This is a genomic window from Paraburkholderia saeva, from assembly GCF_907164555.1.
Classification (GTDB): domain Bacteria; phylum Pseudomonadota; class Gammaproteobacteria; order Burkholderiales; family Burkholderiaceae; genus Paraburkholderia; species Paraburkholderia saeva.
The window spans coordinates 44,994-58,157 of record NZ_CAJQZC010000010.1; the positions used below are offsets into that span (position 1 = coordinate 44,994).

General features: G+C 61.2%; 11 protein-coding genes and 1 pseudogene. 7 read left to right on the top strand and 5 right to left on the bottom strand.

Features of this window, described 5'->3' with window-relative positions; all coding sequences use genetic code 11:
- Positions 1-32: 32 nt before the first annotated feature.
- From LPA36_RS22940 to LPA36_RS22960, 5 genes and pseudogenes are all read left to right on the top strand, one after another.
- The gene (locus tag LPA36_RS22940) at positions 33-992 is read left to right on the top strand and encodes a type II secretion system F family protein (protein WP_228881939.1); all 960 of its coding nucleotides are present in this window, start codon (positions 33-35) and stop codon (positions 990-992) included.
- Between the two features lie 28 nt (positions 993-1,020).
- On the top strand, positions 1,021-1,515 hold the full coding sequence (locus LPA36_RS22945) for a TadE/TadG family type IV pilus assembly protein (RefSeq protein WP_228881940.1): 495 nt from the start codon (positions 1,021-1,023) through the stop codon (positions 1,513-1,515).
- A gap of 22 nt (positions 1,516-1,537) precedes the next feature.
- A complete protein-coding gene (locus LPA36_RS22950; RefSeq protein ID WP_267478906.1) occupies positions 1,538-2,149 on the top strand; it encodes a TadE/TadG family type IV pilus assembly protein in 612 nt (203 codons plus the stop codon).
- Between the two features lie 21 nt (positions 2,150-2,170).
- Positions 2,171-2,326: pseudogene (locus tag LPA36_RS29460) on the top strand (pilus assembly protein TadG-related protein); the annotation flags it as partial.
- A 126-nt stretch (positions 2,327-2,452) separates the two neighbouring features.
- Positions 2,453-3,505, top strand: a complete 1,053-nt coding sequence (locus LPA36_RS22960; RefSeq protein WP_228882361.1) for a vWA domain-containing protein — start codon at positions 2,453-2,455, stop codon at positions 3,503-3,505.
- A 51-nt stretch (positions 3,506-3,556) separates the two neighbouring features.
- Here LPA36_RS22960 and LPA36_RS22965 read toward each other — a convergent pair whose 3' ends face one another.
- The 3 genes from LPA36_RS22965 to LPA36_RS22975 all read right to left on the bottom strand — a co-directional run bounded on the left by LPA36_RS22965 (position 3,557) and on the right by LPA36_RS22975 (position 5,860).
- The gene (locus LPA36_RS22965) at positions 3,557-4,588 is read right to left on the bottom strand and encodes a class I fructose-bisphosphate aldolase (protein WP_228881944.1); all 1,032 of its coding nucleotides are present in this window, start codon (positions 4,586-4,588) and stop codon (positions 3,557-3,559) included.
- An 88-nt stretch (positions 4,589-4,676) separates the two neighbouring features.
- A complete protein-coding gene (locus LPA36_RS22970; RefSeq protein WP_228881946.1) occupies positions 4,677-5,096 on the bottom strand; it encodes a secondary thiamine-phosphate synthase enzyme YjbQ in 420 nt (139 codons plus the stop codon).
- 2 nt (positions 5,097-5,098) lie between these two features.
- On the bottom strand, positions 5,099-5,860 hold the full coding sequence (locus LPA36_RS22975; protein WP_228881948.1) for a hypothetical protein: 762 nt from the start codon (positions 5,858-5,860) through the stop codon (positions 5,099-5,101).
- A 317-nt stretch (positions 5,861-6,177) separates the two neighbouring features.
- On the opposite strand from LPA36_RS22975, the gene LPA36_RS22980 reads away from it, so the two are divergent.
- A complete protein-coding gene (locus tag LPA36_RS22980; RefSeq protein ID WP_228881950.1) occupies positions 6,178-11,091 on the top strand; it encodes a response regulator in 4,914 nt (1,637 codons plus the stop codon).
- Between the two features lie 36 nt (positions 11,092-11,127).
- Here LPA36_RS22980 and LPA36_RS22985 read toward each other — a convergent pair whose 3' ends face one another.
- Positions 11,128-11,634 (bottom strand): M48 metallopeptidase family protein, encoded by a 507-nt coding sequence (locus tag LPA36_RS22985; protein WP_228881952.1) that lies wholly within the window; start codon positions 11,632-11,634, stop codon positions 11,128-11,130.
- Positions 11,635-11,690: 56 nt separating this feature from the next.
- Positions 11,691-12,584 (bottom strand): transcriptional activator NhaR, encoded by an 894-nt coding sequence (nhaR, locus tag LPA36_RS22990; RefSeq protein WP_228881954.1) that lies wholly within the window; start codon positions 12,582-12,584, stop codon positions 11,691-11,693.
- A 139-nt stretch (positions 12,585-12,723) separates the two neighbouring features.
- Here nhaR and LPA36_RS22995 point away from each other — a divergent pair, with 139 nt between their 5' ends.
- Positions 12,724-13,035 (top strand): TFIIB-type zinc ribbon-containing protein, encoded by a 312-nt coding sequence (locus LPA36_RS22995; RefSeq protein ID WP_228881955.1) that lies wholly within the window; start codon positions 12,724-12,726, stop codon positions 13,033-13,035.
- Positions 13,036-13,164 lie beyond the last annotated feature (129 nt).

Below are 13,164 nucleotides of genomic sequence, written 5' to 3' on the forward strand. Positions count from 1 at the left end.
CGATTTAACGGGGGCGGGGAAACCCGGAAGCCATGACAATCCAGCAGATTGCGATGCTCGCGCTGATGTTTCTGATCGTATTCGGCGCGGCGCTCATCGGGATGAACCTGTTAAGGCCCGACCCTCTCAAGCAACGTATCGGTCAAATTGGCACAGTCGCCGGGGTCGGTGGCAATGCCGGTACCGAGCCGGACGAGGCGACGAAGTGGGTCGAGAAGATCGCCAAGGCATCTTCCCGCGTTGCGAAGTACTCGTTGCCGGGTGAGGACTGGAATCGTTCCTTACTGCGCGTACGCTTTCTGAACGCCGGGCTTCGAAGTGAATCCGCGCCGGCGATCTATTTTGCGTCGAAAACTGTCCTCGCGCTTGCGTTTCCTTTGGTCGCCATGCTGGCGCTTGGCGCAAGCATGCATGACTCGCCTCGTATCTATTTGCTGTTGATCCTGCTCTGCACCTCCGCGTTCGGCTTTTACCTTCCGAACGGCGTGCTTGCCCGGCTTATCGATCGTCGTCAGCGTGCGCTTTTCGAGGACCTTCCCGATGCTGTTGACCTCATGACTGTGTGCGTGGAAGCAGGGCTCGGATTCGACGCGGCACTGGGGCGGGTCACCGACGAAATCGGCATGAAGAGCCAGGCGCTCAGTGATGAACTCGAACTCGTGCTGCTGGAATTGCGCGCCGGCGCGGGACGGGATAAGGCGCTTCGCAATCTGTCGCTTAGAACCGGTGTGGAGGACATCGAGACTCTTGCGGCGATGCTGATCCAGGCCGACAGGTTCGGGACGAGCGTGGGTGATTCGCTGCGCGTTTATACCGACAATCTGCGGACCAAGCGACGTCTTCGCGCGGAAGAGAAGGCGGCCAAAATCGCATTGAAGCTGTTGTTTCCGCTGATCTTCTTTATTTTTCCGACGCTCATCATCGTGCTGATCGGCCCGGCGATTCTTCAAGCCGCGCGCGTGCTTATGCCGGCGATGAAGCATATTGGCTGACGGCGCGCGGTGCGCATGGAGCGGCGACATGAGAGCACGCGTTTTTGGCAGATCACGACGGCAGCAGCGAGGAGCGACCGCGGTCGAGTTTGCACTGATCGCGCCAGTCCTGTTCTTCCTTATGTTCGTCGCCATTGATCTTGGGCTGCTGCTCTGGGTCAATCTGACGATGCAATATGCGGTGCGCGAGGGCGCGCGATATGCGGTCACGGGGCAGTCCGGCCTCGACCCGGCAGCCAGTGGTCAACAGCGCTATCTGGCAATTATCCAGGAGATAAAGAACAGTTCGATGGGCTTGTACAACATGGTCGACCCGAGCTATACGGTCACGATCAACGGTACACCCCAAAGCTATAACACGCCGACCGGTTATAACTCCGGCATGTTCGGAAACGCGGGCGACATCATTGTGTTGCAGCTGAACTGCTCGTGGCCGCTGCTGACACCGCTGGTTCGTCCGTTCTTTGCGGGTGGTAGCTACGCGTTTACGGTCGCCGCGACGATGCGCAACGAGGGCTTCTGATATGAATCGCAGAGCATTCAAAATGAGCCGCCAGAAACAGCGCGGCGTTGCGGCAATCGAGATGGCCATGCTGCTGCCAATGCTCATTGCGATTGCCCTTCCGGTGTACGACTTCGCGCGAAACATTCAGGCGCAGATGATCCTGACCAACGTCAGCCGGGAGGGAGCGAACCTCGCCTCGCGTGCACTGACCACGTTTCCGGTGCAGACCATCATGTCGTCGCTTACGCAGACGACGCCGCCGCTTAACATGAACGCGAACGGCATGATCTACATCACCATGATTGTCGGCAATAACGACTGTGACGCAAACGGGAACAACTGCACCGGCGTGGTCGCCGCACAGTACCGCTGGACCGGCGGTAACTATTATCCGGCGAGCAAGCTCTGGAACTGCGGATCAGGCGGGACGAGCTGGGCCACCGACGGGACGGGGAGTTGTACCAATGTCCCGTCCGTGTCGACAAGTTCTCCGGTAGTGAGCACGCTGCAGGGGCAACTGTGGGACGGGCAGGTTGTGTATGTCGTCGAAGCGTTTTACAGGCAGCCGCCCCTCATCGGAGCGCTGAATCTTGGGTTCGGCATCAACACACCCGCGCTTTCACCTGATCTGTATGCCATGACAGCTTTTTGACGGTACGCAACGGGGACTCACGTGATCAAAACATCCAAAAAGCGCCAGCAAGGCGCAGTCAGCCTGATCATGGTGTTCGCACTGGTCGCCCTCCTTGGCGTACTCGGTCTCGCTATTGATTCCGGGTTCGGCTATCTGATGCGTACAAGGCTCGATGCCGCTGCCGACGGCGCCGCACTCGCGGCCGGCCACGCAGTCACGCGGGGTAACAATCAGGCAGAGCAGACCACGAATGCGCAGCAGGCTGCAGCGGCATTTTTTACGGCTAACTATCCCGGTAATTTTCTGGGTTCCACTGCGTCGATGGACACACCGTCGATCACCTTTGCATCCGGAACCGTGACGATCAACGTTCAGGCGCAGGCTCAGGTACCCGTCAGCTTTATGCGGTTGTTTGGATTCGACGTATTGAAAGTCTCGACGCATTCGGAGACTGTACGACGGGATCTCGACATGGCATTTATTGTCGACGTGACACAGTCGATGACCACAACAGCGGGTCAACCCGCGGCTGTCCGGGCAAACGCGATTTCATTTCTGAATAATTTCGATATCTCGAATGACCGCGTCGCGCTCATGCATTTCGCGTACGGAACCGTCGTGGATGTGCCATACAAGGCTGACAGTTCACGTGGATTCGATCGTGCCGGCATGACGAACGCGATCAACAATTTCGCTTTTTCGGGTAGCACGAATTCGCCCGAGGCCTTCTGGCAGGCGCGCAACCAGATGAACAACCTGCTCAATCCGTCCAGTTTGCGGGTGATCGTTTTCTTCTCCGACGGCGCGCCGAACAGCTTCTCTTCACAATTTCAGAACAACGTTGCCGGATGCGATGGCGCGGTAGGAACGGTTGCCAGCGGGGATGGGTCGAGCGGCACGCCGACAGGCCTTTATCGCGCAGACCAGATCAGTCAGAAGACGACGAGTTGCTACGTGAGCGATGTTTCAAAAAACTTTATCAAACAGCTTCCGGCGTTTTACAACGCACATGACCCAAACGACCAGACCTACGCGATCATCACCAACAGCCCCCGGGTCGTCACGAAAACACCTACGTACAAGAATATCAACCGCGCGTCGCGCAATCTGCTTGAGGCGATGGCGGAGAATGCCCGCGCGAACAAGATATTTGTATTCACACTGGGTCTCGGGTTGCAATTGACGCAACCGGCAGGTCCGGACAACGAACTGGGTCAGGACGTGCTGAAGTGCATGGCGAACACGTCCGACGCTCCGGCTCGTTGCTACAACGCTCAACAGCCGGTGGGCGTCTATTGCCACGCTGCGACGGCGGCTGATTTGAAGCCCTGCTACGCACAGCTGGCTTCGGCGATTCTGCGTATTGCGCAATGAGGCGGGCGGTTGAGCGCGGAGGAAAAGGCGGGGCGTTGACGCGCGCTGCAGTTACCCCTCCGCACGCTCCATCGCCCCCTCATACCGCCCAAAACACGCCTCACTATTCAACCGCGCGCGCTTGAGCAACGCCTTCTGCGCACCCGCAACATTAGCAGCGAGCCCCTTCCACGCCTGAAGCGGCGGTTCCTGCAACGCGCGCCCATAGGAAAAGCTCAGATTCCATGGCAAAGGCCCGAGCCGGTTCATCGCATCGAGATTCGCGGTCGCCTGCTCAGGCGTCTGCCCACCCGACAGGAACACAACGCCGGGCACAGCCGCCGGCACAGTCCGCTTAAGCACGCGCACAGTCTGAAACGCAACCTCGTCAACAGAAGCCTGCGCATCTTTAGCCGCTTTAGAACCCGCAATCACCATACTCGGCTTGAGCAGCATATGCTCAAGCACAACCGCATGCCGGTGCAGCGCGTGAAAGACCTCATGCAGTACAGCCTCGCTCACTTCAAAAGAGCGCGCAATCGAATGGTCGCCGTCCATCAGCACTTCGGGTTCCACGATCGGCACGATACCCGCTTCCTGACAGATCGCCGCGTAAGAGGCGAGGGCATCGGCATTCGCTTCAATAGCGAGCCGGCCAGGCAGCGTTGGTGAGATGTTGTACACCGCGCGCCATTTGGCAAAGTGCGCACCTTGCTTCCTGTATCCGGCCAGACGTTGCGCCAGCCCGTCTAATCCTTGCGTGATTTCATCGCCTGGCGCATGCGCGAGTGGAATCTTGCCAAGATCGACCTTGATGCCAGGCACAATGCCCTGCGAGGCTGCCAGATCGGGCAGTAGCGTGCCCTTGCTTGAGCGTTGCCCCAGCGTTTCTTCATACAGGATCACGCCGCTGATGTATTCGCCAAGACCGGACGTCGACAGCAGCAGGTCACGCCACGCACGCCGGTATTCCTCGTTGGACTCGATGCCGATGCTCTTGAAGCGCTTCGCGATTGTCGGTCCGCTTTCGTCGGCGGCCAGCAATCCCTTGCCAGGTTGAACCATTGCATCGACGGTGCTCTGAAGCTCGCTTGCAGTGTTCATCGCGTATCCCTCCGTGACGTCGGTATGGACAGACTCACGCGCCAGCATACTCCCGGCGCGTATCGTGCGGCACCTGAAGCGCCATCCGTTACTCGCCGATCAGATGCAACACGATATCGCGCGGCGGCGCCTCGCGACGGTGTTCGAACAGATACAGACCCTGCCATGTCCCAAGTACCATCCGTCCGCGCTCGACCGGCACGCAGAGTTGCACCTGCGTAAGGGTGGTCCGCAGATGCGCAGGCATGTCGTCAGGACCTTCGGCATCGTGTTCGTAGCGGCTCGCGTCCTCGGGCGCAAGCGTGGCGAAATATCGTTCGATGTCGCGCCGCACCGAAGCGTCCGCGTTCTCCTGAATCAGAAGCGAAGCTGAGGTATGCCGGCAAAAGATCGTCAAGAGGCCCGTCTGAATCCGCCCGTCGTTGACAAAGCCCCGCACCTGCGACGTGAATTCCACGAGCCCGCGTGCGGGCGCCTCAACGGTAATGTGCTGGATTGTCTGTCGCATCGTTATCTCCTGCCATCGAAAACGAACAGATCGGAATGATCCGGCCTCGGAAACGCAGCCGTCAGATGTCCCTGGTCGAGTATGGCGTGGCCCGTAATGGTTGCATCGGCGGCCGGGCAGGGCGTGGGCCCAAACGAGATCGATACGTCGTACGCGTTCACGCCTGAATTCGGCTTGACTGTGCCGCGGAACACGCAACCTCCGGGCGTGGTGCCAGCAAGAAAACCGTCCTTCGTCACGGACACGCGCGAGGTCGTGCCGCCTGCGAGCGAGCCCGCGTGTCCGACGTAAAGACCGGCAATCGCATTGAGCGACGCAGTCTGCGCCGGCATCGTATCGGCGGTTGCGGTAAAGGCAGCTTGCGCGCGCCCGTTGCCGTTGCTTCCGTCGATTACACCCTGAATCGAAGGCGCGTGCGAGAAGTCGATGGCTACCGCGACCGGTGACGCATTGCCGGATTCAAGGCTGTAGTTTCGCGCATCGCTGCTTGTGTACTGGCCGTTGGCTGTCTGGTGGCCGGCAAACGCAACGATCACGCCGCCAGGCGCCTTCTGGCCAGGTGTGGGCGTGCCATAGAAGAGCCATGCGGTGCCGTCGTACAGCGCGAGCAACGTCACGTTCTGGTGCGATGCCAGCGCGCCCTTGTACACGCCGGCGGAGGAAGACAGGATGCTGGTGGCCTGGCTCGCAGGGGGAATCGGGCCGCTACCCGCGCAGGCAGCGAGCAGCGTACACAGTGTGACGCCAGAGAGAATCGCTTTCATCCGTGATGGTTTCCCGTAAGGAAGGTGCGGTCATGGCTGCATCAGGCGACATGGTAATTGAATTGGACCGCCTGTTTATCCCGGCAAAACCGGCAAAAAATACAGTCATTTTCAGGCGCTCGGTAGAACTGCCTTCTCAGGCAAAACGCCAGGGTCCACATGGCGTGCATCCTTCCCGCGAACGTCCGACTCCATGCGAAAATCCGGCAACGTCCATGGCAACGATGCGGAGCATCGCTAACGATCGTGTGCGGGAAACGTTGCGCAGTCACTGATCAGACGAGAAACCGGGTAGCCATGTCGAGGAGCGTGCGTTGATGAAGCCGGACAACTCAATGAAGGGCGTGGGACCCCTCGATGTCACGCCAGGCTTTCTCGTGGGCGGCGGGGAAATGGGTGCCCTTATCCGCGGATACGACTGGGCGAGTACGCCGATGGGGCCGCCCGAAACCTGGCCGCAGGGTCTGAAAATCGGCATCCGCGTCATGCTGACGTCGCGGCAGCCGATCTGGATCGGCTGGGGTTCCGAGCTGATTTACTTCTACAACGACCCGTACAAGTCGATCATCGGCGGCAAGCATCCGGTGGCGCTCGGCCAGCCGACGGAGATTGTCTGGCACGAGATCTGGAGCGAGATCAGCCCGCTTCTGGATACGGCGCTTAAAGGCGAAGAAGGCACGTTCGTCGAACAGAAGCTCCTGATCATGGAGCGCAACGGCTTTCCCGAAGAGACCTATTACACGTTCTCGTACAGTCCGCTGCCGGATGGCGATGGCGGTACGGGCGGCATCATCTGTGCGAACAGCGACGACACCGCGCGCGTGCTCGGCGAACGCCAACTGGCGTTGCTGCGCGAACTCGCGGCCTCGACGGCCGATGCGCGCACGTGGCAGGAAACCTGTGCGTTGAGCGCTGCCGCGTTGCAGCTCAACGCGCGGGACATCCCTTTCGCGATGCTGTATTCCTCAGAGCCGGGCAGCGATCATGTGGCGCTCGTGGGCACGAGCGGCATCGCGGCAGATCATCCGGCCGCGCCTTCGGTCATGTATCACGACGATCGGGACAGCAGCGCGGTCTGGCCGTTCGCCGACGTGCTGCGTACGCAGAAGCCGAAGCTCGTCACGGATCTGGCGCAGCGCTTCGATACTGCGCTGCCGACGGGCGCGTGGAGCATGCCGCCCACGCAGGCCGTGATCCTGCCGATCCAGGCCGGCGGCGAAGCGGGGCGCGCGAGCATGCTGATCGTGGCGCTCAACCCCTGTCGCCTGTTCGATGACAGCTATCGCGCGTTCCTGAATCTCGTTGCCGGTCAGATCGGCGCGGCCATCGGCTACGCGCAGGCGTATGACGCGGAGCGGCGTCGTGCCGAAGCGCTGTCGGAAATCGACCGGGCCAAGACCACGTTCTTTTCGAACATCAGTCACGAGTTCCGCACACCGCTGACGCTGATGCTCGGCCCGCTCGAAGAACTGCTCGCCAGGCCGCAGCCTGGCGGCGACGAAGACCGTCAACTCGTCGAAATGACGCATCGCAATGGCTTGCGGCTCCTGAAGCTTGTCAACGCGCTGCTCGATTTCTCGCGCATCGAGGCCGGCCGCATTCAACTCGATGCGGTGCCTACCGACCTCTCCGCGTTCACGGCCGAACTTGCGTCGCTTTTCCGGTCGGCAATCGAAACGGCGGGTCTACGCCTCGTCATCGATTGCCCGTCGCTGCCGGTGCTGGTGCAGATCGACCGGGAGATGTGGGAAAAAGTCGTGATGAATCTGCTCTCGAACGCGTTCAAGTTTACGTTCGAAGGCGAGATCGTTGTTGCAGTGCGTCGAACCGACGACGGTGGCGTGGAAGTCAGCGTCGCCGATTCGGGCGTTGGCGTGCCGCAGGGCGAAATTCCGCGTCTTTTCGAGCGCTTTCATCGCGTGGCCGGCGCGCCGGGGCGCTCGGTCGAGGGAAGCGGCATCGGCCTCGCGATGGTCCAGGAACTCGTGAAGCTGCATGGCGGCACGGTCCGCGTCGAGAGCGAGCCCAATGCGGGATCGCGCTTTGTGGTTGCATTGCCCGCGGATCTGGTGCGTCCCATGCCGCCGGAACAGACAGGCGCGGGTACGGGCCGCGCGGAAGCGAGCCCGCGCGCGCACGCTTACGTCGATACGGCGATGCGCTGGGAGCCGGAAACAGAAGGCTTTTCCGCCGATGACATGACCGTGCCCGCGCGGGCGATGACTGGCACAACGAATCTACCGCGCGAGGGCGAGAACGCCGCACGTCTGCTGGTTGTCGACGATAACGCCGATCTGCGCGATTACATGCGCCGCATCCTGGGCGTAGCAGGACACGATGTCAGCGTGGCTGTCGACGGTCTGCATGCGCTCGAAGCGGTGCGCGCGACGCGCTTCGATCTGGTGCTTACGGACGTCATGATGCCGGGCCTCGATGGCTACGGCCTGCTGCGTGAACTGCGCGCCGACCCCGGGTTACGCGAAACGCCGGTCTTGCTGCTTTCGGCGCGGGCGGGTGAAGAAGCACGTGTCGACGGTCTCGAACTGGGCGCCGACGATTACCTGATCAAGCCTTTTTCCGCGCGCGAACTGCTGGCGCGCGTTGCGAGCAATCTGCAACTCGCGCGGCTGCGCCGCGAAACAGAACACCAGCTGCGCGAAGATTCGCGCCTGCTCGAAACGCTCAATCGGGTGGGCACCGTGGTCGCTGCGGAACTCGACCTGAACCGCGCGGTGCAGGTCGTCACCGACGCCGCCACTGAGCTCACTGGCGCAGCCTTCGGTTCGTTCTTCTATAACGTGGTCGATGAGGCGGGCGGCCGTTATACGCTGTACACGCTTTCTGGCGTACCGAGAGACGCGTTCGCGAAGTTTCCGATGCCGCGCAACACGGCGGTCTTCGCGCCGACGTTTAACGGCGAAGGCATCGTGCGTGTCGACGACATCACGAAAGATCCGCGTTATGGCAAGAGTGGGCCGCATTACGGCATGCCGAAGGGCCACCTTGCCGTGCGCAGCTATCTTGCCGCGCCCGTGGTGTCGCGCACGGGCGAGGTGGTCGGCGGCCTGTTCTTCGGGCATCCCGAGCCCGGCGTGTTCACCGCGCGGGCCGAACGCATCGTGGCAGGCATCGCAACGCAGGCTGCAGCCGCGATCGACAACGCACGCCTCTATCAGGCTGCACAGACGGAAATCGCCGAACGGGCAAAAGCGCAGAGCGCGCTGCACGATCTCAACGAAACGCTGGAGCGCCGCGTGATCGAGACCGTCGCCGACCGCGACCGTCTATGGGCACTGAGCGAGGATCTGCTGGTGGTCGCGGGTTTCGACGGCTCGCTGCAACGCGTGAGTCCGTCATGGACGCGCATGCTCGGCCATGATCCGTACTGGCTGACGTCGCGCTCGTATTTCGGGCTGATCCATCCGGACGATGTGGACAGGGTCAACGCCCATCTCGCGGAACTGCGCAAAACGTCGGCGCCGGTGCGTTTCGAAAACCGTCTGCGACGCATCGACAATACATGGCGCTGGGTCGCCTGGACGTTCGCGCTCGACCCCGATACGCAGCGGCTGCACGGCGTTGGCCGCGACGTGACGACCGACCGGGAGACCGCCGAGGCGTTGCGACATGCCGAAGAAGCGCTGCGCATGGCGCAGAAGATGGAGGCGATCGGCAAGCTGACAGGCGGCGTCGCGCACGACTTCAACAATCTGCTGCAGGTGATCGGCGGCAACCTGCAACTGCTTGCGAAAGATGTCGCTGGCAATGACAAGCCGGAACAGCGTGTGCGCAATGCGCTCGCGGGCGTAGCGCGTGGCGCGAATCTGGCGTCGCAGCTGCTCGCATTCGGCAGACGTCAGCCGCTGGCGCCCAAGGTCGTCAACCTGGGGCGCTTTATTCGTGGCCTCGATGATATGTTGCGGCGCGCACTGGGCGATGGCGTAGAAATCGAAACGATCGTCACGGGTGGCTTGTGGAATACGCTCGTCGATCCGTTCCAGGTCGAGAATGCGCTGCTCAATCTGGCGATCAATGCACGCGACGCGATGAACGGCCACGGCCGTCTGACAATCGAGGCCGGCAACGCAGCGCTGGACGATGCGTATGCGAGGCGCAACGCGGACGTCACGCCTGGACAATATGTCATGGTGGCGGTGACAGATACCGGCTCGGGGATGTCGGCGGAAGTGCGCGAACATGTGTTCGAACCTTTTTTTACGACCAAACCGGAAGGACAGGGTACGGGCCTGGGTCTGAGCATGGTGTACGGTTTCGTCAAGCAGTCCGGCGGCCACGTGAAGATCTATAGCGAAGAGGGGCACGGCACGACGATCCGTCTTTATCTGCCGCGCGTGCGGCAGGAGGAGGATCTCGAAACCACGATCGATCCAGCACCTGCGAAGGGTGGCAGGGAAACGATTCTTGTCGTGGAAGATGACGAGGACGTGCGCACGACAGTCGTGGAGATGCTTTCCGATCTCGGCTATCGCGTGCTCAAGGCGCGCGACGCGCAGAGCGCGCTCGCGATCATCGAGAGCGGCGTGCCGATCGACCTGCTGTTTACAGACGTCGTCATGCCGGGTCCGCTGCGCAGCCCCGAACTCGCACGCAAGGCGCGTGAGCGGCTGCCGTCGATTGCCGTGCTCTTCACGTCCGGCTACACCGACAACGCGATCGTTCACGCCGGACGCCTTGACGAAGGCATCGAGCTTTTGAGCAAGCCCTACACGCATGAAGCGCTTGCCCGCAAGGTACGCCACGTGTTGCGCCTTGGAGAGCACGTCGTGGCGGATTTCGCGTTGCAACCGTCCGGGGCGGATCTGGCGAAAGGCGCCGGCGAGCTGGCCCGCGACGAAACGTTCGACACGTTGACCCGTTTGCGCGTGCTGTTCGTGGAAGACGACGAACTGGTTCGCGAGAGCACGGCCGAGTTGCTCAGGACGCTGGATGTGGATGTGGTCGAAGCTGGAAGCGAAGCCGTAGCGCAGCACGTTCTCGCAAAGCAGAAGGTGGACGTATTGCTAACCGACGTCGGTCTTGGCGCCGCTTCGGGTATCGAGCTCGCGATCGAGGCACGCCGTGCATGGCCGCATCTGCGCGTGATCTTTCTGAGCGGCTATGACGTTGCGCTGACGCCGGAACAGCGCGATGCGCTGCCGCGCGCCATTCATCTGCGAAAGCCGTATGAGATGAGCGACCTTGTCGATGCGCTAAGGGCCGAGCCAGAATAGACGTCGCAGCCCGACGGGCGTGGAAAAGCGACGCCGTCAGCCGGGTTGAGCACGCACGAGGTCACGATGCGTCAGGTGAAGACGCAGGTCGAACTCGATTTGATGGTAGCCTGGCTGCATGAATTCGCAGAGACGGTAAAACGCCTTGTTGTGGTCGCTTTCCTTCAGATGTGCAAGTTCGTGCACAACGATCATGCGCAGGAATTCGGGCGCGGTGTCCCTGAAGAGGGACGCAATGCGAATTTCCTTCTTCGACTTCAGCTTGCTGCCCTGCACGCGTGAGATCGTCGAATGCAGGCCGAGCGCGTGCCGCAGGACGTCAAGTTTGCTGTCGTAGATGACCTTGTCGATCTGCGGGCCGCTGCGGATGAATTCGCGCTTCAGGTCGGCGCAATAATCGTAGAGCGCGCGGTCGGTCTGTACGGCATGCCGGTTCGGGTAGCGCTCTTCGAGGTAGGCGCCGAGCTGCTGTTCGGCGATCAGCCGTCGCACCTTGTCCTGGAGCGCCGTCGGATAGGCGTTCAGGTATTTCAGATTCTGCATGATGGGGTGGACGTTTCGGCGGAGTGTTCCCCGTATTGTACCGGTCGCGCCCGTGCTCACACGTTGAAGAGATCGTTGCGCGCCGCACGCATGATCGACGCAATTGCCGGATGGCTGATCCGGCGTTCAATCGAAATCGCGAAGAATTCCTCGACGATCGTGTCGATCTGACCAATTGCCATCAACTTGTGCTCCTGGTTCAACTGCGCGGAAAGTACGGTCGGCGCGAACATGACGCCTTGCCCTTCGCGCGCGAACGCCACGGTGAGCGCGCCGTCGTCGAACTCGCCTGCGATGCGTTGCGTCACGGAACGCGCCTTGAGCCAGTGGTCCAGTTTGCGCCTTACAGCGGAATCGATGCCGGGCAGCAGCATTGGCAGCGTGTCGAGTACCGCTGGAAATGCCTTCACGGCCCCTGCAACGAGCGACTTCGACGCGAAGCAGCTGATCGTCGAGCGGCCGAGCGGATGATTGAACGCCTTCACGTTGACGTCCGGCGGGATGGGAGCATCGGCAATCACGAGGTCGAGCCGATGCACGGCAAGTTGCGCGAGGAGAGCATGCAGCTTGCCTTCGTGACAGATCAGCCTGAACGCGTCCGACTGTTTGAGCGCGGGCTCGAGCAGCCGGTAAGCGACTGCCTTGGGCACCGAATCGGCGACGCCCACGCGCAGGTGTGTCTGCGCCGCGCCCCGGTCGAGCTTGACGGCGCTTTCGAGTTCGGCGCCAAGCGAGAATATTTCATCCGCGTAGTCGAGCACGAGGCGGCCGGCGTCGGTCAGTTCGAGATTGCGTCCGCTTTTTCTGAAAAGGCGCTTGCCGAGCGATGTTTCAAGCAGCTTGATCTGCCCGCTCAACGTCTGCGGCGTGATGTGCAATTGCGCACCCGCGCGGCCAGGACCGCCAGCGTGCGCCGCTACCCAGAAATAATGCAGATGCTTGAAGTTCATACTTCACCATGCAAGCTCGACCGGATCGTAAGATTTTATCGAAGGATTGGTGTAGAAAATACGATTTTTCCTGATCGTCGAAATTCGCTAGATTAGAGGCTGACGAAACGCCAATGACTTACCAAGCGAGGAAAGTGAAATGAAATGTCCCGTATGCCAGACACCCGATCTGTTGATGACCGACCGCCAGGGCATTGAAATCGACTATTGCGGCACCTGTCGCGGCGTATGGCTGGATCGCGGCGAACTCGACAAGCTGATTGAACGGGCCTCGGAAGCGCCCGTCGTAGCGCAAGTCACCGCGCGCAACGAGCGGCGCGACGACGATCGCCGCGATGGTCCGGGCATGCAGTGGGGCCGCGGCACGCAAGCCGACGACGGCTATCGCGACCGCCGCTACCCGCATAAAAAGAAAAAATCGCTTTTTGGCGAGATTTTCGACTTTGACTGAGCGTGCCCGAACGGTGCAGGCGACCGTCCAGGACGGACGATCGTCATTGCATGCCCGCAGGCGCGCCGCATGAGGGTCGGAATGAAGCAGGTGCAAACAAACGCAAATCTGGGACATACTAGCGGCGGC

Excerpts from the sequence above, each read along its gene's own strand:
- LPA36_RS22940 (WP_228881939.1), top strand. The coding sequence starts at position 33 with ATGACAATCCAGCAGATTGCGATGCTCGCGCTGATGTTTCTGATCGTA.
- LPA36_RS22945 (WP_228881940.1), top strand. The coding sequence starts at position 1,021 with ATGAGAGCACGCGTTTTTGGCAGATCACGACGGCAGCAGCGAGGAGCG.
- LPA36_RS22950 (WP_267478906.1), top strand. The coding sequence starts at position 1,538 with ATGAGCCGCCAGAAACAGCGCGGCGTTGCGGCAATCGAGATGGCCATG.
- LPA36_RS22960 (WP_228882361.1), top strand. The coding sequence starts at position 2,453 with ATGGACACACCGTCGATCACCTTTGCATCCGGAACCGTGACGATCAAC.
- LPA36_RS22965 (WP_228881944.1), bottom strand. The coding sequence starts at position 4,588 with ATGAACACTGCAAGCGAGCTTCAGAGCACCGTCGATGCAATGGTTCAA.
- LPA36_RS22970 (WP_228881946.1), bottom strand. The coding sequence starts at position 5,096 with ATGCGACAGACAATCCAGCACATTACCGTTGAGGCGCCCGCACGCGGG.
- LPA36_RS22975 (WP_228881948.1), bottom strand. The coding sequence starts at position 5,860 with ATGAAAGCGATTCTCTCTGGCGTCACACTGTGTACGCTGCTCGCTGCC.
- LPA36_RS22980 (WP_228881950.1), top strand. The coding sequence starts at position 6,178 with ATGAAGCCGGACAACTCAATGAAGGGCGTGGGACCCCTCGATGTCACG.
- LPA36_RS22985 (WP_228881952.1), bottom strand. The coding sequence starts at position 11,634 with ATGCAGAATCTGAAATACCTGAACGCCTATCCGACGGCGCTCCAGGAC.
- nhaR (WP_228881954.1), bottom strand. The coding sequence starts at position 12,584 with ATGAACTTCAAGCATCTGCATTATTTCTGGGTAGCGGCGCACGCTGGC.
- LPA36_RS22995 (WP_228881955.1), top strand. The coding sequence starts at position 12,724 with ATGAAATGTCCCGTATGCCAGACACCCGATCTGTTGATGACCGACCGC.